The organism is Sediminibacillus terrae, assembly GCF_009602435.1.
Taxonomy (GTDB): domain Bacteria; phylum Bacillota; class Bacilli; order Bacillales; family Amphibacillaceae; genus Sediminibacillus; species Sediminibacillus terrae.
Window position 1 is genome coordinate 253,540 of sequence record NZ_VZDQ01000023.1, and the last position, 21,920, is coordinate 275,459.

Here is a 21,920-nt window from a genome sequence, read left to right on the forward strand (position 1 = left end):
AGGAAGGAAAATTATCTAGGCGCTTCCGAATTTTTCTGACCCGGAAGTTCTTTTTCGGATCCAGAGATGACCACGGTTGCGGAAGCATCTCCGACAACATTCAAGGTCGTCCGGAACATATCCAGGATTCGATCGACCCCGGCTATCAAAGCGATTCCTTCCAAAGGCATATCGACGGAGCTTAATACCATGGTGAGCATGATCAAGCCTGCTCCCGGCACCCCGGCTGTTCCGATGGATGCCAGTACCGTGGTAACCACGACGGTAAGCAACTGAATAAACGACAGGTCCAATCCATAAAATTGAGCAATGAAAACAACGGCAATTCCTTGATATATCGCGGTTCCATCCATATTGATCGTTGCACCCAGGGGCAGGACAAAACTGCTGATTTTCTTGGGAACACCCAAGTTTTCTTGAGTGTTTTTCAATGTTATCGGCAAGGTTCCTGCAGAACTTGCTGTGCTGAATGCGACTAAAGCAGCCGGTGAAATGCCTTTGAAGAAGGTGATAGGGCTCATTTTCCCATATAACCGGACTGCCGAAGAATAGACGATTGCAGCGTGCAGGATACAGGCAATTACCGCTGCAAGGATCACTTTCAGCAATGGAAGCAGCACGGACAAGCCGTATTCTCCGATGACAGGCGCCACAAGTCCCAAAATGCCAATCGGTGCCACATACATGACGATGGAAGTGATTTTATACATCAACTCTGCAAAGCCATCGAAAAATCGATAAACTGGCTGGGCTTTTTCCCCGACGAAGGTGATCGCCAATCCGATAAACAAGGCAAAAAAGATAATTTGAAGGATATTGCCGCTTGCCAGCGCTTCGAATGGGTTTTCCGGAATGATATTTAAGAAGGTATCGACAACACTTTGGGATTCTTGTGCTTCCTTAGCGGGAGCACTTTCCGAAAGTGAAACATCCACCCCTTTTCCCGGTGACATCATGAAGGCCACGGCCAGGCCGATGATGATTGCGACTGCGGTAGTCAACAAATAATAAACAACAGTTTTCAATCCTATCCTGCCCAGTTGTTTCGGATCACCGCTGCTGGCAACGCCGACGACGAGGGTCGATAAGATGAGCGGGGCGATGATGAATTTGATCAGCCGTAAAAACAAATCACCAAGCGGTGCGATGACTGCGATGGATTCTTTGAAAATAATTCCTAGAATAATAGCGAGAATGAACGCTATGAAAATTTGTGTAATGAGATTGAACTTTATTCGCACGAATACCTTCCTTCCTCTTTTCAAGTTAGAAACCCAATTATATATTATAAACACAACCACATAAAAGCTAAAGCATGGAATGGACCAGGCAATCGTTGAAAATATTGGAATAAATATGAGGAGGAAGAACTGTGGGAATACATATTATCGAATCGTTTCTGCAAGGGAAGCGCCCTGATCCTGAACTTTGTGAAGATATGATTGTCATAAATGAGGACTTTGCAGCTGTTATTGACGGTGCTACCAATGTTTCAGGCAGAATGATCAATGGAAAGTCGCCAGGAAGAATTGCTGCAGAAATCGTAAAACAAACTGTGGGACGATTGGATAGGAAAGTGACTTTGGAAGGAATGATCAAACAAATCAATCAATCGATGCAGAATTTCTATCAGGAGCAAGGTCTGTTGGAGGAGATTGATCATAAGAAGTGGTTAGCACCTTCTGCTTGTATGGCTATTTACAGCAATTACCACCGGGAGGTTTGGCAAATCGGAGATTGTCAGGCCATCATCGAAGGCGAGCTTTATAAAAATGAGAAACATCTGGATACCATCACGGCCAATGCCCGTTCTCTCTATTTGGAAGCAGAGTTGAAGAAAGGGAAAACAGTAGACGACCTGCTTGTTCGCGATACTGGATGGGAATTCATCCAGCCTTTGATCCTGCAGCAGTACTATGTGCAAAATGACCCGCTAAATCAGTATGGCTATGAAGTGATAAATGGTTTCCCGATTGACTTGAGTATGATAGAGGTGACGCATGTCCCTTCCGGTAAAGCCGAAGTCATCCTCGCTTCGGACGGGTATCCTTTTTTAAAAAACAACCTGTTCGAGTCCGAAACTGTGCTTGGGAAACTACTAAACGAAGATCCGTTATGCTTTCGGACTTACAAAGCCTCAAAGGGTCTGATAAAAGGCAATGAATCATTTGATGACAGAGCTTATATAAGGATCCGGGTTTGACTCACCTCTCGCCCCGGATCTGTTTTAAAGTGTGCAAGACCGGGTATGTTAACGGTAACAAAGCTCGGAAGGGTGAAAGGAATGTCAAAGCAGATTGATGCTTATTTTAAAAATGAAAACGATGCAGAAGCAGTGCACGCCCGGCTTCAAACACTAAAGGTGAATAACGTGTCAGTCGAAGAAGTGCCGGAAGACACGGATACAAAAGTTCTCGTTCCGTTTTTCCCTGCCAATACAGGTACCGGTACCAATGGCGGTTTTGCCCCGATCGCTCCATTGGTCAACAAAAATCAGCAGAATCAATCAGGTGACGGAAATCCGGAAACAGTGACACATCTACTCCATTTCGACGTAGATGAAGCGGATTATCAGGAAGCGATGGACATACTGAAAGAAAGTGATTGTTATGGGCAGCAATCACAAATGGACGGATCGTAAAATAAGATGAAAGCCAGAGAAGCAACTGCTTCTCTGGCTTTTTTACTTTTTCAAGCCCGCAAGGAAAACAGAAAAACGAGCAAAACAGCCTTCACCGGGCCCGTGTTTACTATTTCCTTGATTCAGAGTGACACTACCTTTTTGAAACCGTCTTGTATATTGGAAAAAGTTTTCGACAAAAAATTTTTCGCTAAGGGTAGACAAAAATTTACAATGTTATAGTATAATGGTTGAAGAAAAAGAAGTCGTTAATAATAATAGATGGGGTGTATTTACTTGGCTGAAAGCAGAAGAGCTAAAAAAACGGGAAAGTCGAAACGCTGGTGGAAAATTCTACTGGCTGTCATTGCGGTAGTCGTTATTGGCGTGGGTGTCTACGCTTTTTCTATATATCATAATGCTAAACAAACGGTTGAGGAGCAAATGCACAAGCCGGTCGACTCAATCGATACTTCAGTCGGCAAAAAAAAGGTGAAAGACAACGAACCTTTGAATGTCCTCCTTCTGGGTGTAGACGAACGTTCTGGAGATTCCGGCCGATCAGATGCCCTGATGGTTTTATCGCTTGATCCAGAAGACGATAGCATGAATCTGGTTAGCATTCCCCGTGATACTCGTACGGAAATAGTGGGGAAAGGGTACGAGGATAAAATCAATCATGCGTATGCCTATGGTGGAACAGACATGTCGATCAACACAGTGGAAAACCTGCTGGATATCGAACTTGATTATTATGTGAAAATGAATATGGAAGGTTTGTCTGAAATGGTAGATGCAGTTGGCGGCATCACGGTAGATAACAAGACTGACTGGATCGACGAGGGCTATTATAAAAAAGGCTATCATTACGAAGAAGGCAAAATCGAACTAGATGGGGCCAAAACAATGGGCTTTGTCAGAATGCGTCATTTTGACAGCGACTTTGCCAGAACAGGTCGTCAACGGCAAGTATTCCAAGCAATTGTCGATAAAGGCGCCAGTGTAGCTTCCGTGAACAAAATCGATGATATGATCGATGTCCTCGGGAATAACATGGAAACCAATATGGATTTCAGTGACATGAAAAATCTGATGATGAACTATCGGGACACCAGGAAAAATGTTGTCAGCTATCAAATGGAAGGCGAAGGCACTTATATCACGAATTCAAGCGGTCAGGATGTGTATTATTTGGTCGTATCCGATGATGAGATTCAAAAGGTGCACGATATGATAAAGAAAGCGAAATCTTGATAAGTGGGCAAAACCCAGGGGGCTAAGTGAAAAACCTCCTGGGTTTTGTTTATTTGAAATCCGTTCTGTATTATTCTCTTTAAGTCCAGCACCATGTTGCATTATGGCTCTTTCCCCTAGAGGAATGTGAGGAGTTCACCAGCAGCCCGGAAGGAGACAAAAATTGCAATTATTGTGAATGGACTCTTTTCGCTTCTGATGACAGCGTTCTTTATCCCATCGTAAAACATTCAACGGGTAAAACATTTGGTCACGGGGAATAGTTTAACTAGATGCTGACTCGGAATGGAAAGGATGGATCAGATGTACAAGAAAGTCAACGAACTCATTACCCTGCTGGAAAACAGCGGGAAATGTGAAGTGAAATTGATCAACCGGGAAAAACACAACTATGGTATTGAAACAACGACAAAGCTGCCATGGAAGCGGCATTCCAAGCGTTTCGGAAAAATCCATGCGGGGGAAAATCGATTGCGGATCGATTTGGAAGTTCCGGAGAATTCTATCCCTATGGAGGAAATAAACAATGCAATTAAATTGCCGCACCGGGAGTATTTGTCCCATCTACGCACCTCTCATTTCGGACTTACACAACATGAAAAGGGATATGATACGGTTATCATTCAAATCTACCGTAAGGAGTTAGACGATTATTCTTTTGAGGACGAACCCTTCGCCTCTTTTGTCAATAAAGTGATTGAAGTGAATACAGCAAAATAAAGTGGAACGACGCAATAATGGCCAAGCCAAAAACCGGACGTTAATTCGAAATCCTGTTCATTCGGACTCGTCCGGTTTTTTATATGAATTGACTTTGACAAATAATAGCATTCTTACATTCTCACATGAATGGTGAAAATACACCACGTGTGCAAGGTAAAAGGTGATTCCCTCTCCGCGGGCATGGATTCAGCGTACTGTCAAAGAAAGCCGCCTTACCAAGTGGAGCTTGATTCCGCGCTGTTCCCGCCTGCTTCTATGTCCTTTGCATCGGGACTTTTTATTCTTTCGAATCGGCGCCCGACAGACCGAGCTTTTTGATCAATGGTTTGATGGACAGGCCTTGCACGATCAAAGAAAACAAGACAACCGAAAAGGTCAGTAACAGGACGGTGTCACGGCCGGCGAATTCGGTTGGCAAGCTGAGAGCAAGTGCAATCGACAAGCTGCCTCGCAAGCCGCCCCAGTTCAGCAGGATACGTTCTTTCCGGTTCAAATCTTTGACAGGCAGTGTACTGATATACAAAGCGATGATTCTACCCAGGATTACAAGGATGATTGCATATGCGATGATGTCCCACTGGTTATTGAAATCAATATTGCGGATCTCCAAACCAATCAACAAAAAGATGATCGAGTTGGCCACAAGGGTGATGACATCCCAGAACGTATTGATGGTGACCCGCGTTTTTTCCGACATACCGATTTTCCCGCCATAGTCGGCGAACATAAAACCACCCGCAACCACTGCGATGACCCCGGAGACCTCCAAATGTTCCGCGATAAAATAGCTTCCGAAAAACAAGATGGCCGACAGGGCAATTTCAAATGGATAATCATCAAAAAAGCGGATGATTTGGGAGAACACAAAACCAAGGATGACACCGACCAACACACCGCCGAGACTGAATTTCAGGAATAACAGGATGCCGCTGCCAAGCCCCTCCCAGCCTAATTCGATATAAGTAAGCAAATAGATCGACGAAATTTTGAACAAGACGACCGCAATCCCGTCGTTGAACAGCGATTCCCCTTCCATGACCGTGGATAACTTTTCCGAAACACCGAGTGACTTAAATATGGATACAACACTTATCGGATCTGTGGCACTCATCAAAGCGGCGAATGTGAAAGCGACCGCTATCGGCAATCCGATAACATAATGAGTGGATAAGCCGATCACGATAAAGGAAAGAAACGTACCGGCGAATGCCATGCCAAGTACGGCCCGCTTGTGCTGGTATAAATGGTGAAAGGGAAGTTTTAACGTCGCATCTCCGAGTAGAATCGGCAAAAACAAAGATATGATGATTGCCTGGAACACTTCTGATTGAGTGATATATGCCTCTGCTTCGTCAATAAGCGGTACATGTACGTTAATAATACCAAGAATTAAACCGACCAAAACGAGTGCAATTGTATAGGGCTGACCGATCTTTTTGGCAATTCCGATCACGGCGATCGAGATAGCAAGCAGGATAAGGATTTGGATAAAAGTCTCGTTAAATTCATGCATCACGATTCCTCCTGGATTAAGTATATCTATATGTTTCTCAAAAACTGGGCAGATAAACCTGGCTGGAGTAAGTGCAGGGCACTTACAACAGACAGGACTATTCTGATTATTGCAAAAAGTGGTTGACATGGAAAGCCATTGGTATTATGATAGGTGTCAAATTAAAAATTCTTATCCAGAGAAGCCGAGGGAACTGGCCCATTGACGCTTCAGCAACCTCTGACCATTGTCAGAAAGGTGCTAATTCCAGCCAAGATCATTCTTGGGAGATAAGAGCGGATATCGGACGATGACAGCCCTCTTTTCTCATGTTGCGGAGAAGGGGGCTTTTTCTAATGAAAAAATCCCTCTTTCCCCGAGTCGAAACGCAAGCCCATTTGGCAGAAAGGGAGAGATTATTTTGAGTGAAATCATTATTTTATCGGGAAGTCCTTCGGCCCAATCAGGAACCGACGCGGTTTTGAACTATTTAGGGGAGTCTTTGAGGCAAAAAGGGTTTTCCACCGTACACTTATCCGTAAAGGAGATCCCTCAGGTCGACTTGTTTGAAGGAAGGTATGACAGCCAGAGTGTAACGGAAGCGGCAGCGCTCATCCGGAAGGCGAAAGGCGCGATTGTCGGGTCTCCCGTTTATAAAGCAGCTTACTCAGGGGTTCTAAAGGCATTTCTGGACATATTGCCGCAGGATGTGTTGGAAGATACTCCGGTTTTGCCACTGATGACAGGCGGCAGTCCCTCCCATTTGCTGGCATTGGAATATAGTCTGAAGCCGCTATTGGCGACATTGAAGGCACAGAATTTGAAAGGTGTTTATTTGTTGAACGAATGCATAGACAAACAGGATATCAATCAGCCGATTCACGATCCTGATTTAAACCAGCGATTAGAAAAGCAATTGGACTATTTTGTCCAGACGGTCAACAAGCAAAAACAGCCAATTTGAACCAATAAAACAATAGGAGGAGAAAATCGATGACGGATAAGCGGATATATTTGAATGCCTTTGATATGAATTGTGCGGGACACCAATCGCCAGGATTATGGACGCATCCGGACGACCAATCACACCGTTATAAGGACAGTGAATATTGGATAGAGCTGGCAAAGCTATTGGAAAAAGGGAATTTCGATGCTGTGTTTTTGGCTGATGTGCTAGGCACCTATGATGTTTACGAAAATTCTCGGGATGCGGCAGTAAGGCAGGGAGCCCAGTCGCCTGTGAACGATCCGTTGCTGGTCGTACCGCTCATGTCGGCCGTCACCAAGCATCTCGGTTTTGGCGTGACCGCTTCTGTCAGCCATGAACATCCCTATACCTTCGCCCGAAGAATGTCGACACTCGATCATTTGACAAATGGAAGGGTGGGCTGGAATATCGTTACGTCTTATTTGAAAAGCGCAGCAGTCAACATGGGTTTGGAAGATCAGGTAAGTCATGATGAGCGGTATGATATTGCAGAAGAGTATGTGGATGTTTGCTATAAGCTTTGGGAAGGCAGTTGGGAAGATGATGCAGTCCGTCTCGATAAAGAGAATGGCATCTATACCGATCCGGAAAAGGTCCATGACATCCAGCATGAAGGAAAGTATTTCAAAGTGCCTGGCGCCCATTTGAGTGAACCTTCGCCACAGCGTACACCGGTTATTTATCAGGCGGGAGCTTCCAAGAAAGGCAGGGCCTTTGCAGCCAGGAATGCAGAGTGTGTCTTTATCGGAGCTCCAACCAAAGAGGCTGCCAGGAAGTCAGTCAAAAAGTTGCGAAAAGAGACTGAACTGGCTGGGCGGAATCCAGAGGATGTGAAAATTTTGACCATGTTCACTCCCATTGTAGGGCGCACAGAACAGGAGGCGAAGGAAAAGTACAACGATTATAAAAAACATATCAGCCATGAAGGGGCACTTGCCTTGTTTGGTGGATGGACCGGTATCGACCTTTCGCAGTATGGCCCTGATGAAAGTTTGCGGTATGTTGAAAACAATGCCATCCAATCAGCAGTCGAAAACTTTACAAGGATTGATCCGAACAAACAATGGACAGTAGAAGAAATCAAAGAATTTATCGGGATCGGAGGTCTTGGCGCCTATGCAGTCGGCTCGCCCGAACAAATAGCCGATACGATGGAAGAATGGGTCAGAGAGGCTGGTATCGATGGCTTCAATATTGCATATGCGATTACGCCGGGAACTTTCCGGGATTTCGTCGATTTGGTTGTTCCGATTTTACAAGATCGAGGCCTGATTCGCTCCAGCTATGAAGGAGAAAGCTTGCGGGATAACCTTTTTGGAGCAGGACCGCGTCTTCTTGAAAACCACCCCGGGAAAAAGTACAGCAGGGCAACTCAAACTGTGTAACCAAGGATCGGAGAGGTGTACCCAGCCTCTCCGATTCTATTTTTAAAAAAGGATGAATTTCCATAGGTGTCCGGTCGTTACTCCTGGAGGTCTTAAGCAAAACCTCTGTGTCATCCATTTCGAAGCTTTGCTTACGTTTGGCGAAGGACCGCGCGTTATTGATAATGCAGGTTGCCAAGGACGTGGAGAATCCGGGTTGTATTCTTTTAAACAGTGCTTGCGCTTTTAATCTGTCTTGCGTTAAAGTAGGTATAATTATGGAAAGCTGGTAAAGGAGAGCGATCACATGGGGAAACATTTTGATACGAAATCTGTTCATCTATCTGGCATACAGGAGAAAAAAATCAATAGCAAGACGACGCCGATTTACCAGACGTCAGCTTTTAAATTCAAAGACCTTGAAGATTTGGAGAATTTTTACCAAGGGAAGAATGATTATTTATATACGAGAGTCGGGAATCCGAATACCGATGAGCTAGGAGCTGCGGTGGCTCAGCTGGAAGGAGCGCCGAGAGGAGTAGCCGCTTCCTCGGGAACAGCTGCGATATTGGCTGGAATTCTTGCCGTTGCCAAGCAGGGGGACCATGTCATCGCGGCTGCTGATATTTACGGTGGTACATATCAACTGCTTGCCAATGAACTTCCGGACTTAGGAATCGAAGTGTCTTTTATCGACTTTTCCGATTGGGACAAAATCGCCGAATATGTCCGAAACAATACAAAGATGGTTTACTCGGAATCTGTTTCCAATCCGTTGTTGCGCAGAGAGGACATAGATGCGCTCGTTGCCCTGGCCAAGGACGCCCAGCTGGTCTTGATGATCGATAATACATTTGCCACACCTTACCTGTGCCGTCCCTATGAGCAGGGCGCCGATTTGGTTGTCCACAGTGCGACTAAATACATCGGCGGTCACAGTGACATTACAGCCGGTGTGCTTGTCGGTCACGAAGATTTAATTGAAAAAGCCAATCAAAAAATCGTGAATTTGGGCAGCAGTTTAAGTCCCTTCGAGGCCTGGCTCACCTGCCGCGGGTTGAAGACGTTGAGTGTAAGAATGGAACGGCATGTCACCAATGCACAAAAACTAGCCGATGCATTGCAAAAGCATGAGGCAGTGGAAAAAGTATATTACCCGAAGGACGTATCACCGTTTGGAAATGGAGCCATCGTAACGATGGATATTACGGCTACCTGTGATGTGGAAACATTCTTCCAATCGCTCGGCTGGATAAAAATCGTTCCTACATTGGCTGGGGTCGAAACCTCTGTATCCTATCCATTGGCTACGTCCCATCGAGCCCTTCCAGAAGAGACACAGAAACAATTGGGAATAACGGAAGGATTGATCCGGATATCTGTAGGAATTGAAGCGGCAGACGATATCATCGCAGGATTCAATCAGGCGTTGAATCAGGCCCGACGTAGTTGAACGGTAGAAAATAGGAGGAAAAAGTATGAAGGAAGTCATTTTACTGCTGGCTGATATCGTCAACCGAATCCATGATGTATTAATTGAACTATTCGGATTGACAATGACGGATAAACAACTGCATTTTTGGGTGATCGGCATTATCGGTATCTTTGCCTTTTTCATCGTCTACTTTTTCTTTAAATTGATCGCCAGCATGAAGTGGAGCATTACCATTCTTTCTTTTATTTACACATTCACCATGATGGTGGTGCTTGTTTTTGCAATCGAAATTCAACAGGCTCTAACCGGCGGCGATATGGAATTTGCCGATGCGGTTGTAGGGCTTTGGGGATTCATCGTGTTTTTCCTCACTTATGTGGCGATTGCTTTAGTCATCCTGGCCTGTATAAAACTCTTACGCCGCAAAAAATAATTCATGAAAGCTGTCCTATCCGGCTAATGCCAAGGGGCAGCTTTTTTTGTGATTTCATGTTCAGGCAGGAAAAATATATCAAGCTTCTCACACTGCGGAACGTGTCGGCACAGCCAAGAAAAGCTTGTTGTTAATGATCATTCTTTTGTCCTCTGCTGGATTGGATACTTTCCAGCAAAATCCACGCTGTGACCACCCCAGCCATATCTTTAACTAGATCTAACTGAGAAAAGGAACGTCCTGGTACATAAAATTGATGAATTTCATCCACGAAAGCATAAACAATGGTTGCAGACATGGCAGCAAGGTCCGTCAGTGTGTTGTGACGTTTGTTGACTATCAACGCTGCTGCCAGGAGAAGGTAAAGAATGGCGAACTCTATAAAATGGAAAGCTTCCCATAGAAAGTTTATCACCACGGCATAACCTCCTTGAAAAAGCGTACAATGGTTTCATGCGAGTAGCTTGATTGAATCCAGATCAACACAGCGTAAAGAATCGGAAGCAAGGTAATCAACAGCCTTTTCATGTTCGTCACTCTTTTCTTAATGGGACTCCTTACTAATTTCCCTTGCGACTTGTTTGGAAAACGTTTCGTCTGTTTATTTCATGAGTAGTGTTCTTTAGGGTATTTTAGTAACTACCTATTCTCTTCAGTAGTGCAGTGCCGGTTTTAAGAAATAACCTGCATTTTCCGCGGGCGGTGGAGAGTTTCCTCGAGTCAGCGCTCTCCAGGGTCATCTCCCCCCTATGCCTTTTCTGCCGCTGGAATCTTCGCCTTATCTATCGGCAAAATATGGTGAGCGTTCCTTCCACACTTCCGTATTGGTTTTTCCGGTACTAAAAGAGTGAACAAGCGGGATTCAAACAGGATTTATCGGTAGCATCCCGTATAGCGAGCATTCATTTTTAAGCAATTGATTAGGGTTCGTTTTATAAAATGGGGTGAGCAGGCCAGTGTTAAGTCGAAATTAATTTCTAAATCGGAAATTATCAAGCCACAACTGACAGATAAGCGTTTTCACCAACTGTTTACATATTAACCTTTGGACAAGCATTATGATAAAATGAATAACTATTAGTAAATTAACGGGATTGGGTGATAATATGACAATACTCCAAGGGACTTTACCGGCGATCCGTGATATGAAAGATTTTGAAAAGCTGCTTACGAGTGATTATGAATATATCATTTTCTTGGAGACAAGGCTTTCCCAGCTTGTTTCCCTGATAAAATATGCAAAAAGAGAACAAAAGAAAGTGTTTGTCCATGCTGACTTGATTCAAGGGTTGAAAACCGATGAAGCCGGGATTGAGTTCTTGATCCGGAATCTGAAACCAGATGGCATCATCACCACCAGAGGGAATGTCATTTCCTACGCCAAAAAACAGGGGGTTCTAGCGGTTCAGCGGCTATTCGCTCTTGATTCGCATGCATTGGAGAGCAATATAAAAATCATCAACAAGGTGAAACCAGATTATATCGAGGTGCTGCCTGGTCTCATTCCGAAATTGATCGGGGAAATTTTTGAACGGACAGGCATCCCGGTCATCGCTGGCGGGTTGATCCGCAGCCAGGAGGATGTGGAAAATGCATACCAGGGAGGAGCGAAAGCTGTCACCACTTCCCGTTCCGAACTATGGAACATTCACTGAGATGGAACATCAGGCGACAACACATCCGGATAACTGACTAGTGCGCAAAAGGTTTGAAGTTTCCGATTTATGTTAATTAGATTAGAAAATCGGAAGGAGTGCGTTTTCATGTCGGAGTTTTTAGCTGAATTAATCGGAACCATGATTTTGATCATTCTTGGGAACGGTGTCGTCGGTGGAGTCGTTCTTAAAGGAACGAAATCTGAAGGGGCAGGCTGGGTCGTCATTACGATTGGATGGGGGCTCGGGGTTGCAATGGGTGTTTATGCCGTCGGGAATGTGTCTGGTGCCCATATCAATCCCGCTGTTACCCTTGGTTTCGCGGCGATTGGAGAGTTTCCATGGACGAAAGTGCCAATGTACATTTCGGCTCAAGTGCTCGGTGCCATCATCGGGGCAGGTATCGTCTTTTGCAACTATTTGCCCCACTGGAAAGCGACAGATGATCCGGGAGCCAAGCTCGGAGTGTTTTCAACAGATCCAGCGATTCGCAGTCCGTTCTCCAACCTGGTAAGTGAAATAATCGGTACATTCGTCCTCGTGATGGGACTTTTGTTTATCGGTGCAAATGAATTCACCGAAGGATTGAATCCAATGATCGTTGGATTGTTGATTGTGGCGATTGGAATGTCGTTGGGGGGTGCCACGGGTTATGCTATCAATCCTGCCCGCGACCTCGGGCCACGGATTGCACATGCCTTGCTGCCGATTCCGGGCAAGGGATCATCCGACTGGGGATATTCCTGGGTACCTCTGGCCGGTCCGGTGTTGGGCGGAATATATGGTGCGTTATTTTACCGTGCTTTGTTTACCGGTAATTATTCGGTTTTCTTCTGGATTCTCAGTGCTGTGATGATTCTGCTGTTGATCGCTGCTGCCAGCAAAGAATTAAAAAGTGGACACTCCCAAACCGAAGAAGTGGAAGAAAAAATAATCGGTGACGATTCGTGAAAACAGCGCCGTTACAAGGACGGGGAGAAAACAAGATATGCAAGGAAACGTAAGTGCTTACAAAAAAAACATGAAATGGATTGACAGCGTTTGCAGCATGGTGTAAAGTTAAGACAACAAGTTAACGATGTGATGGAGATTCGGAGACCCACACTACAATGGCACTTCTCAGGAGAAGTGCGTCGATTGGAGTGTGGGTCTTTTTGTGTTCAAAAACACATCGTTTACTAGGTTAATATAGGAAAAGGGGTGCTGGAGATGTCCGAATTTTTAGCAGAACTAATTGGTACAATGATTTTGATTATTTTTGGCGGCGGAGTTGTCGGGGGAGTCGTACTTAAAAATACAAAGGCGGAAGGCGCCGGCTGGATCGTCATTACAATTGGATGGGGTCTTGCAGTGACAATGGGCGTTTATGCGGTCGGCAGCGTATCGGGAGCCCATATCAATCCTGCAGTGACGTTAGGGTTTGCTGCAGTAGGTGAATTTCCATGGTCAAAAGTGCCGATGTATATCACGGCACAAATGTTGGGAGCATTTATCGGCGGTGTTATTGTTTTCTTGAATTACTTGCCGCATTGGAAAGCGACCAAAGATACTGGAGCGAAACTGGGCGTGTTTTCTACCGATCCGGCAATACGCAGTCCGTTTTCCAACCTGGTCAGTGAAATGATCGGTACATTTGTTCTTGTCATGGGTCTTTTGTTTATCGGCGCGAACGAATTTACCGAAGGGTTGAACCCATTGATAGTAGGTGCATTGATTGTAGCGATTGGAATGTCGCTTGGCGGTACGACCGGTTATGCCATCAACCCGGCTCGGGACCTTGGCCCGCGGATTGCCCACGCACTGCTTCCGATACCGGGAAAAGGCGGTTCTGACTGGGGTTATTCCTGGATACCGGTTCTTGGACCGATTTTGGGAGGAATTTATGGAGCGGTTTTCTATCGTGCCATTTTTGTAAGCGATTTTTCGGTCTTGTTCTGGATATTGAGTGCTGTGATGGCTGTCATCTTGATCGGAGCTGCAAATGCAGAACTGAAAAAAGGAGAAACCACTGCTGATAAAGTGGAAGAAAAAATATCTTAAGGGGGAATTTATCATGAGTGAAACATATATTTTGTCATTAGACCAAGGGACAACAAGTTCGCGAGCGATCCTGTTCAATCGCAATGGGGAAATTGTTGAAACGGCTCAAAAAGAGTTCGAACAATTTTTCCCTCAACCAGGCTGGGTAGAACACGATGCCAATGAAATCTGGACTTCTGTTCTTGCCTGTATGTCGGAAGTATTACGGAAGGCAGATGCGGAACCATCCCAAGTAGCCGGCATCGGCATCACCAACCAACGTGAGACAGCGGTAGTATGGGATAAGAATACTGGAAAGCCGATTTATAAGGCGGTTGTCTGGCAATCCCGTCAAACCCAGGAAATTTGCAATGAGCTGAAAGAACAGGGTTATAACGATTTGTTCCGCGAAAAAACCGGCCTGTTGATCGACCCTTATTTTTCCGGAACCAAAGTGAAATGGATTCTTGATAATGTGGAAGGTGCCCGGGAAAAAGCCGACAATGGAGACTTGCTGTTCGGTACGATCGACTCCTGGCTTGTTTACAAGTTATCTGGTGGAAAAGCCCATATCACCGATTACTCCAATGCTTCGAGAACCTTGATGTTCAATATTTATGATTTAAAGTGGGATGAAGAACTGCTGGATATTTTGACCGTACCGAAAAGCATGCTGCCGGAGGTGAAGCAATCCTCGGAAGTATATGCAAAAACAGTGGATTACCACTTCTTTGGCGAGGAAGTGCCGATTGCGGGCATAGCCGGTGACCAGCAGGCGGCTTTGTTCGGTCAGGCTTGTTTTGAAGAGGGTATGGCTAAAAATACCTATGGAACCGGTTGTTTCATGCTGATGAATACCGGCGAAAAAGGCGTAGTATCCGAACATGGCCTTTTGACGACACTTGCCTGGGGCGTTGACGGAAAAGTGGAGTATGCCTTGGAAGGAAGTATATTTGTGGCAGGTTCTGCCATTCAGTGGCTGCGTGATGGATTGAAAGTGATCAACGACTCTCCAGAGAGTGAAGCTCATGCCAAAAATGTAGATTCAACGGACGGGGTTTACTTCGTACCGGCATTTGTCGGACTTGGCACACCATATTGGGACAGTGATGCACGCGGTGCTGTCTTTGGATTGACCCGCGGGACGACAAAGGATCACTTTATCCGGGCGACGTTGGAATCCCTTGCTTATCAGACCAAGGATGTCGCCGATGTCATGAGTAAGGACTCCGGCATCGATTTGACAAAACTTCGCGTGGATGGAGGAGCAGTCAAAAATGATTTCTTGATGCAATTCCAAAGCGATATTCTCGAAGTGCCGGTAGAACGTCCAGTCGTACAAGAAACCACTGCACTTGGTGCGGCCTACTTGGCGGGACTGGCAGTGGGCTATTGGAAGGATAAGCAGGAAATTGCAAAACAGTGGCAGAATGAGCGTACTTTTGATCCCGCTTTACCGGAAGAGAAGAGTAAAAAGCTTTACGATGGCTGGAAAAAAGCCGTGGAAGCGACACGTGCATTTAAATAAGAAGTGGTAAGGATGCGTTTCCGAAGTGACGAAAGCCTCGGATAGCACCAATCAATACCGCGGGACCGGTTTATCGATAAGGAAGCTTTCGATCGATTGGTCCCGTGTTTTTATAATGCTTAGTCGGATTTTCCCGACTTCTGTCGAAAAAATCCTTCTTACAGTAAAGGGTTTCCTTAAGGATTTAGCGAAGGTTTATCATTAGAGTGTTAGTAGAGTGAAAATAATAAAGGAGTGAAGCAAAATGAAGAAGATTATCAATAATCCGGATCAGGTAGTACTGGATATGGTGAAGGGAATAGCGGCAGCTTATCCTGACAGTCTCAAGCAACTTCCGGACACGATGGTTCTTGCAAGGAAACAGCCGGCTGGATCAGAGAAAGTTGGATTGGTAAGCGGCGGCGGAAGTGGTCATGAACCTGCCCATGCCGGATATATTGGCGAAGGAATGCTGGATGCGGCTGTATCTGGCGAAGTCTTCACCTCTCCTACTCCTGATCAGGTTTTTGAGGCGATAAAAGCAGTCGACAATGGTGCTGGTGTTTTTTTGGTAGTCAAAAACTATACCGGAGATGTCCTGAATTTCGAAATGGCAGCGGAACTCGCCGAGGCAGAAGGAATACAGGTGGAGCATGTGGTGGTGAATGATGATGTAGCAGTCGAGGACAGCTCGTTCACTTCCGGACGACGAGGCATTGCCGGTACCGTCTTCGTTCACAAAATTGCCGGGGCAAAAGCAGAGGCAGGTGGTTCACTGGAAGAAGTGAAAGCGGTGGCGGAAAAAACGGTGGCCAATGTGCGTTCGATGGGAATGGCGCTCAGTTCCGGAACGGTTCCTGCTGCAGGGAAGCCGGGCTTTCAATTGGCCGATGATGAAATGGAGATTGGAATCGGGATTCATGGGGAACCTGGAATAGAGAGAAAAACAATCGCATCTGCTGATGAAATTGCCGAGGAGTTGACCAACAAGGTTTTGGCTGACATCGATATCGCTGCTGAAGAAGAAGTAGCGGTCATGATCAACGGACTTGGAGCAACCCCTGAAATGGAACTGTACATTCTCAATGGAAAAGTCCAGGAATTGCTGGCAGCAAAAAATATACGTGTCCACAAAACGTTTGTTGGTGAGTACATGACATCTTTGGAAATGGCGGGATGCTCGGTCACCCTGTTGAAACTGGATGAGGAATTGAAAGAATTGCTGGACGCCCCGTCCGAGGCCCCAGCGTTTAAAATGTAATAGGAAGGAGCATGCAGGATGGAGTTACAACCACAAGATATAAAACAGTGGCTATTACAGGCCAATCAACTGTTTCAGGAAAACAAGGAGTATTTGACCTCGCTCGATCAGGCTATCGGCGATGGAGATCATGGTATCAACATGGCACGCGGGTTTCAAGAGGTCAAAAATAAAATAGAAGCTGCTGAATATACCAGCGTAAGCGACGTATTGAAGGATACGGCGATGACCTTGATGTCGAAAGTCGGCGGCGCATCCGGACCATTGTTCGGTACCGCCTTCCTCAAAATGTCCACCAGCATGAAAGGGTCGGACAATGCAGACTTTCAGCATTTCGCTGAAGGAATTTCGGCAGCAGCAGAAGGGTTAAAGCAAAGAGGGAAAGCAGAGCAAGGTGAAAAAACCATGATCGATGTCTGGCTGCCAATGGCTGAATATTTACAGACGGAGCAAGATTTTTCTGGTGATGAAATCGAATCCAAAGCAAAATCGGCCATGGAAGCCACCAAAGACATGTCTGCCAAAAAAGGAAGAGCTGCCTACTTGGGAGAGCGTTCTGTCGGTCATTTGGATCCTGGTTCGGTTTCCTCTTATTACTTATTTTCAACCCTGGCTGAGATAGTCAGAAAAGGAGTGTAGTCAATGGACCAGACAGGCATTGTTCTGATATCCCACAGCCCCAAAATCGTCGAAGGAATCAAGGATCTCATCCGCCAAGTGAATTCGGATGTGCCGATTGAATTGGCAGGAGGTACCGATGACGGAGATATCGGAACCAGCATCGAAAAAATCCAGGCTGCTATCGAGAACGCGCATAGTCCTAAAGGGGTTCTGCTTATTTTTGATATTGGCAGCGCCAAGATGAACGCCGAAATGGCGGTGGAAATGTCGGAATACGATCACATAGAAATTGCCGATGTCCCGATAGTAGAAGGTGCTTATGTAGCTGCTGTAGAATCCGGAATGGGGAAATCCGTTGTAGAAATAACCGAAACATTAAAGAAGAACTTTGGATAAGTTTTCTAAAGATAAAAGGCTGTCCCCTGAAAAGAACATTTTCCGGGGGCAGTTTTTTCTAAGAAGATAGAAGAGGGGATGGACGGTGTCGGTTAGACGGGATATCCTTTCTCTATCTATTTCTACTAAAGAAAAAATTTTCGGTTCTCTGTCCATGGTGGTGATGGGATTTTCACGCCACGAATCTTTCCATCTACTAGCGACTATCCTCAAGCGGCAAAGGAAATAAACACTCTTTATTCTTCACGGATGAATGAATCGTGGTGGTGATTCTTCTTCCATCCTCTTTTTATCGTAAGGCATACTCCAAGAAATGGCTATTTTCTCAAGGCCGCAGAGGAAATAAACTCGCTTTCCGCGGACGAACGTCCGAGCCTCCTCGCAAAGCCCGCTGCGGGGTCTCGGTCGCCCGTTATTCCGCAGGAGTCTCGCTTATTTCCTCTGCTACGTTACTATTTCGCTCTATAGAGCAATTTCATCGCTTGCTGCCATGAAATTTTAGGCTTTAATCGTTCAAAGTCTTTGATTCTTCATCCAATGCCCAATAAATCCCCTCGAAATGAAATCGGTCGGCAATGATTAATGGACCTCCTAGGCCTGCCTGCTTAAATGATTGCTTCTCTGTCAAATGGGATGGGGTGATCTGTCACTCCACCCTTTTTTTATCGAATGGCTCATTCCAAGAAACGGCTATTTTCTCAAGGCCGCAGAGGAAATAAACTCGCTTTCCGCGGACGAACGTCCGAGCTTCCTTGCAAAGCCCGCTGCGGGGTCTCGGCGGCCCGTTTTTCCACAGGAGTTTCGCTTATTTCCTTTGCTACGCTACTATTTCGCTCTATAGAGCAATTTCATCGCTTGCTGCCATGAAATTTTAGGCTTTAATCTTTAAAATCTTTGATGCCAAAAGAATCTCGTTTTAAAACTTTTCTCGTATTGTTTATTCCCTCGATATACCCATTAATCACAATCATAGAGTTCTACTCAAAAAGCACTTTTTCTTTTTCCTCTATATTTCATACATCCACATGTTTATTTATAAATATCCAGTAATTCTAATAACATTGAGCGCTAATCTCTCTCTTTTTTTCCTTTGGGGTAAGTATCTTTACGGTAATAAAGAAAGAGGGAAAGAGTGTATTTTTTTGCACACTGCAGGAACACTCATCACGCCAGGGGGACGCCGACATATTCAGTAAAGAACAAAAAATTTTCGAAAAAGATGGTTTAGGTTGTGGAGATGCGGGAATAGTGCTGTAACAAGCTTTTGGGTAACAAGAATCGGGATTTTGCCACATAAAAAAAACAGACCGGAAATTCCGATCTGTTTTTACGATAATTACATACGTCCGTATCCAGCAAAGTGGCTGTTCCAGTATGGATTGCTGACGCTAGTGATTTCTACACCGCTAGAGCTTGCGTGAACGAACTGATTGTTCCCGGCATAGAAACCAACATGAGAAATACCGGATTTATATGTGCCTTTAAAGAAAATCAAATCGCCAGGCTGCGGACTGCTTACCTTGGTAGATTGATTGTAAAGGTTCGCAGCAGACGTACGACCGAAGCTATCACCAGCTTGCTTGCTTACATAATAGATAAATCCGCTGCAGTCAAAACCGCTTGGAGATGCGCCGCCCCATGCATATGGAGTGCCGACATGCTTTTTCGCTTCGTTGACAAGGGCAGAACCATTGTTGCCGCTCGTTGAAACGCTGGCAGATTTAACTTTTGTTTCTTTCTCGCTAACCTTTTCACTAGAATTGGAGGATGCTTGGCTAGAGCTGGAAGATCCGCTTACCTTAAGCGTCTGACCAGTTACAATCAAATCAGAAGAAAGGTTGTTCCAGCTTTTCAGGTTGCTTACCGATACACCATGATTCTTTCCGATTGCCCATAAAGTATCGCCGGATTTCACCTTGTACGTTTTTCCATTGGACGAAGAAGCGTGAGACTTGCTGCTGCTTTCGCCGTCGCCGGTTTCAATCACTTGGTTCGGATAGATGATGGTGCCTGATATATTATTAGTAGATTGTAAATTTTGTACAGTCGTATTATATTTTTGTGAAATGCTCCACAATGTATCCCCACTTTGCACTTTATAGGAAGAAGCTTCCACACTTGTTGTAAAAGCTGATGCCAAAACCACAGTTGCCGCTACAGAAAATAATGTTTTGTTAGACTTTCTCAATTCTTCCACTCCCTGATAATGTTTAAGATTAATTTTTCCCTTGCTATCTGCAAAAGAAAAGATAATGAAGAGTCACAAAGCAAAGGTACGTGGTTACTATTTTTTCTCTCTTTTGGAGAACTGGATACAGTATAGCATGGATTTACCAACTGAGAAGGGTTGTAATAGAACTGTAAAGGATTTTAATCTAGCTGTTAAATAAGGAAATGCTAGAAATGATTGCCAAATTACTGTCGTGACAGGTTTTAGTGTATATCATAGAAGCAGTCTGGCGGGTTGCTTTAATCTTTTTGTAACCTTGTTTTTCCCTTTTTTGATAGAATTGCCCAAGAAGTAAAGGCAATATCATCATAAAAACGAGGGGGAAAATATGTTTAATAGAGTTCATCATACCGCCATCATTTGTTCCGATTACCAGCAATCCAAGCATTTTTATACAGAAAAACTGGGGTTGGAAATCATTAAGGAGACATTCCAGTCTCATAGAGGCACATATAAATTGGACTTAGCACTGAACGGGGATTATATTATTGAACTGTTCGGTTTTCCGGATGCTCCTGAAAGGCCGAATTACCCGGAAGCGTGCGGTTTACGGCATCTGGCTTTTGAAGTAGACCAGCTGGAATCGACGTTAAAGGAACTGCAGGCAAGGGGGATAGAGCCGGAAAGCATCCGGATCGATTCTTCAACTGGAAAGAAATTCACTTTTTTTACCGACCCCGACCAGCTTCCCATTGAGCTTTATGAAAAATAAAGTGATTCCCCGGCTTTCCATGAGAGAAGGAGCAGGGGCTGTCCTGGATCATGTAATATTTTCCCGGCAAGCAGAATAATATGGTTGTATATGGTTGTTCGAGGGAGAAGGATGTTCAGTGCGCAGAGGAATAAATCCGCTAATCATATTGGTGCTGATCCTGATTTTGATCCTTGGTATGACTGGACTGGTATATTTTTTGCCGAATCGGCAGGCAAAGGCTGTAGTGGATAGCTTCTATAGTTATGAACAACAGGGAATGTTTGCAGAATCCTATGCTTTGTTTCATCCACTGATGAAGGAGAAATTTGAGAAGGGCGCTTACTTACAGGATCGGGCCCACGTATTCATGAATCAGTTAGGTTCCGAAACCTTCACTTATTCGTTAGGCGATACCGACAAAATAAAGGATTGGAAAATGGAGGAAGATGTGGAACCGCTAGCTGTTGTTTATAAAATAACAGTAACTCAAAATTATAAGGGCAAGTATGGAAATTTCAGTATTGTGCAAGACGTGTTTGCTGCCAAGGATGATGGCGAATGGAGAGTGCTGTGGAACTACCAAAAGTAGCTGAGCGGGATCGCCAAACAAGAAAAATCTTGTTTGGCAGGAAGGATATTTACTGACCGTCAGTATGTTATTTTGTCTGGCTTGTTGTCCCATTCCTCGAAGGGGCGGTTTCTTTCCTTCACTGGTACTTCCCGAAATGGAATATGTCTTTCGCTGGGTGCTTTTTCGATTTCTTCATATATGAAAGTATCACCAAACCCGACCGCTGCTGCCAGATTTTGATCAGCCGCGTAGTATACTTTTTCAAGGCGAGCCCAGTATATAGCACCTAAGCACATCGGACACGGTTCACAGCTGGTATACAAAATGCAATCAGACAATTGGAATGTTTGCTTTTCTTGGCAAGCCTCGCGGATTGCTTGTATTTCCGCATGGGCCGTCGGATCGTTGGATTTTGTGACAATATTGGTACCTTTGCCGATAATGTTCCCGGTTTTATCTACGATAATTGCTCCGAAAGGTCCGCCGTCGTTTTCGACATTGTCGAAAGCAAGTTGAATTGTTTCTTCTATATATGTTGCTTTTTTCATTTTATACCTCCTGTTCTTACAAGGGAATCTGGTCGAGTGGTCGGAAAATCAATACTACAGCAACTATTTTACATAGAAACAAACAGAATTGCTATTTACAGGTAGGGAA

22 protein-coding genes, 1 pseudogene and 1 riboswitch are annotated in these 21,920 nt (G+C 44.9%); of the genes and pseudogenes, 17 read left to right on the plus strand and 6 right to left on the minus strand.

Going from position 1 to position 21,920, the window contains the following annotated elements:
* Nucleotides 1-11 precede the first annotated feature (11 nt).
* On the minus strand, nt 12-1,235 hold the full coding sequence (locus F6X55_RS10250) for a dicarboxylate/amino acid:cation symporter (RefSeq protein ID WP_153463347.1): 1,224 nt from the start codon (nt 1,233-1,235) through the stop codon (nt 12-14).
* A 137-nt stretch (nt 1,236-1,372) separates the two neighbouring features.
* On the opposite strand from F6X55_RS10250, the gene F6X55_RS10255 reads away from it, so the two are divergent.
* The 4 genes from F6X55_RS10255 (at nt 1,373) to F6X55_RS10270 (ending at nt 4,594) form a co-directional block, all read left to right on the plus strand.
* Complete coding sequence (locus F6X55_RS10255) at nt 1,373-2,203, plus strand: hypothetical protein (protein WP_051382203.1); 831 nt, start codon at nt 1,373-1,375, stop codon at nt 2,201-2,203.
* 81 nt (nt 2,204-2,284) lie between these two features.
* Nucleotides 2,285-2,641 carry a hypothetical protein gene (locus tag F6X55_RS10260; RefSeq protein WP_035427145.1) on the plus strand — a complete coding sequence of 119 codons (357 nt, stop codon included), beginning with the start codon at nt 2,285-2,287 and terminating at the stop codon, nt 2,639-2,641.
* Between the two features lie 276 nt (nt 2,642-2,917).
* The gene (locus F6X55_RS10265) at nt 2,918-3,874 is read left to right on the plus strand and encodes an LCP family glycopolymer transferase (RefSeq protein WP_237648639.1); all 957 of its coding nucleotides are present in this window, start codon (nt 2,918-2,920) and stop codon (nt 3,872-3,874) included.
* A 303-nt stretch (nt 3,875-4,177) separates the two neighbouring features.
* On the plus strand, nt 4,178-4,594 hold the full coding sequence (locus F6X55_RS10270) for a hypothetical protein (protein WP_153463084.1): 417 nt from the start codon (nt 4,178-4,180) through the stop codon (nt 4,592-4,594).
* A 280-nt stretch (nt 4,595-4,874) separates the two neighbouring features.
* Here F6X55_RS10270 and F6X55_RS10275 read toward each other — a convergent pair whose 3' ends face one another.
* A complete protein-coding gene (locus tag F6X55_RS10275) occupies nt 4,875-6,110 on the minus strand; it encodes a cation:proton antiporter (RefSeq protein WP_026571243.1) in 1,236 nt (411 codons plus the stop codon).
* A gap of 168 nt (nt 6,111-6,278) precedes the next feature.
* Nucleotides 6,279-6,386, plus strand: a riboswitch (SAM riboswitch).
* Nucleotides 6,387-6,510: 124 nt separating this feature from the next.
* On the opposite strand from F6X55_RS10275, the gene ssuE reads away from it, so the two are divergent.
* The 4 genes from ssuE to F6X55_RS10295 all read left to right on the plus strand — a co-directional run bounded on the left by ssuE (nt 6,511) and on the right by F6X55_RS10295 (nt 10,309).
* Complete coding sequence (gene ssuE / locus F6X55_RS10280) at nt 6,511-7,053, plus strand: NADPH-dependent FMN reductase (RefSeq protein WP_026571244.1); 543 nt, start codon at nt 6,511-6,513, stop codon at nt 7,051-7,053.
* Between the two features lie 29 nt (nt 7,054-7,082).
* The gene (locus tag F6X55_RS10285) at nt 7,083-8,462 is read left to right on the plus strand and encodes an LLM class flavin-dependent oxidoreductase (protein WP_153463086.1); all 1,380 of its coding nucleotides are present in this window, start codon (nt 7,083-7,085) and stop codon (nt 8,460-8,462) included.
* 286 nt (nt 8,463-8,748) lie between these two features.
* Nucleotides 8,749-9,894 carry a trans-sulfuration enzyme family protein gene (locus F6X55_RS10290; protein WP_153463088.1) on the plus strand — a complete coding sequence of 382 codons (1,146 nt, stop codon included), beginning with the start codon at nt 8,749-8,751 and terminating at the stop codon, nt 9,892-9,894.
* 25 nt (nt 9,895-9,919) lie between these two features.
* Entirely contained in the window at nt 9,920-10,309 is a 390-nt protein-coding gene (locus F6X55_RS10295; protein WP_026571247.1) for a hypothetical protein, read from the plus strand.
* A 130-nt stretch (nt 10,310-10,439) separates the two neighbouring features.
* Here F6X55_RS10295 and F6X55_RS10300 read toward each other — a convergent pair whose 3' ends face one another.
* On the minus strand, nt 10,440-10,727 hold the full coding sequence (locus F6X55_RS10300) for a VanZ family protein (protein ID WP_153463090.1): 288 nt from the start codon (nt 10,725-10,727) through the stop codon (nt 10,440-10,442).
* A gap of 688 nt (nt 10,728-11,415) precedes the next feature.
* Here F6X55_RS10300 and F6X55_RS10305 point away from each other — a divergent pair.
* The 7 genes from F6X55_RS10305 to dhaM all read left to right on the plus strand — a co-directional run bounded on the left by F6X55_RS10305 (nt 11,416) and on the right by dhaM (nt 17,768).
* Entirely contained in the window at nt 11,416-11,964 is a 549-nt protein-coding gene (locus F6X55_RS10305) for a glycerol-3-phosphate responsive antiterminator (protein ID WP_026571249.1), read from the plus strand.
* A 108-nt stretch (nt 11,965-12,072) separates the two neighbouring features.
* Nucleotides 12,073-12,915 carry an MIP/aquaporin family protein gene (locus F6X55_RS10310; protein ID WP_153463092.1) on the plus strand — a complete coding sequence of 281 codons (843 nt, stop codon included), beginning with the start codon at nt 12,073-12,075 and terminating at the stop codon, nt 12,913-12,915.
* Between the two features lie 258 nt (nt 12,916-13,173).
* A complete protein-coding gene (locus tag F6X55_RS10315) occupies nt 13,174-14,004 on the plus strand; it encodes an MIP/aquaporin family protein (RefSeq protein WP_026571251.1) in 831 nt (276 codons plus the stop codon).
* Between the two features lie 13 nt (nt 14,005-14,017).
* Entirely contained in the window at nt 14,018-15,511 is a 1,494-nt protein-coding gene (gene glpK, locus F6X55_RS10320) for a glycerol kinase GlpK (RefSeq protein WP_026571252.1), read from the plus strand.
* A 244-nt stretch (nt 15,512-15,755) separates the two neighbouring features.
* Nucleotides 15,756-16,751: a dihydroxyacetone kinase subunit DhaK gene (gene dhaK, locus F6X55_RS10325; RefSeq protein ID WP_026571254.1), complete on the plus strand. Its 996-nt coding sequence runs from the start codon at nt 15,756-15,758 to the stop codon at nt 16,749-16,751.
* A gap of 18 nt (nt 16,752-16,769) precedes the next feature.
* On the plus strand, nt 16,770-17,390 hold the full coding sequence (gene dhaL / locus F6X55_RS10330; RefSeq protein ID WP_026772217.1) for a dihydroxyacetone kinase subunit DhaL: 621 nt from the start codon (nt 16,770-16,772) through the stop codon (nt 17,388-17,390).
* Between the two features lie 3 nt (nt 17,391-17,393).
* The gene (gene dhaM / locus F6X55_RS10335) at nt 17,394-17,768 is read left to right on the plus strand and encodes a dihydroxyacetone kinase phosphoryl donor subunit DhaM (protein WP_026772218.1); all 375 of its coding nucleotides are present in this window, start codon (nt 17,394-17,396) and stop codon (nt 17,766-17,768) included.
* An 825-nt stretch (nt 17,769-18,593) separates the two neighbouring features.
* On the opposite strand, the pseudogene F6X55_RS20455 reads toward dhaM, so the two are convergent.
* Together F6X55_RS20455 and F6X55_RS10345 are read right to left on the minus strand one after the other, a co-directional pair.
* Nucleotides 18,594-18,727: pseudogene (locus F6X55_RS20455) on the minus strand (transposase); the annotation flags it as partial.
* A 377-nt stretch (nt 18,728-19,104) separates the two neighbouring features.
* Nucleotides 19,105-19,956, minus strand: coding sequence for a C40 family peptidase (locus F6X55_RS10345; protein ID WP_051382205.1), 852 nt, complete (start codon nt 19,954-19,956; stop codon nt 19,105-19,107).
* A 370-nt stretch (nt 19,957-20,326) separates the two neighbouring features.
* On the opposite strand from F6X55_RS10345, the gene gloA2 reads away from it, so the two are divergent.
* Both gloA2 and F6X55_RS10355 read left to right on the plus strand, forming a co-directional pair.
* On the plus strand, nt 20,327-20,710 hold the full coding sequence (gene gloA2, locus F6X55_RS10350) for an SMU1112c/YaeR family gloxylase I-like metalloprotein (RefSeq protein WP_026571056.1): 384 nt from the start codon (nt 20,327-20,329) through the stop codon (nt 20,708-20,710).
* Between the two features lie 118 nt (nt 20,711-20,828).
* Complete coding sequence (locus F6X55_RS10355; RefSeq protein ID WP_026571055.1) at nt 20,829-21,281, plus strand: hypothetical protein; 453 nt, start codon at nt 20,829-20,831, stop codon at nt 21,279-21,281.
* Nucleotides 21,282-21,340: 59 nt separating this feature from the next.
* On the opposite strand, the gene F6X55_RS10360 is transcribed toward F6X55_RS10355, so the two are convergent.
* The gene (locus tag F6X55_RS10360) at nt 21,341-21,811 is read right to left on the minus strand and encodes a nucleoside deaminase (RefSeq protein ID WP_153463094.1); all 471 of its coding nucleotides are present in this window, start codon (nt 21,809-21,811) and stop codon (nt 21,341-21,343) included.
* Nucleotides 21,812-21,920 lie beyond the last annotated feature (109 nt).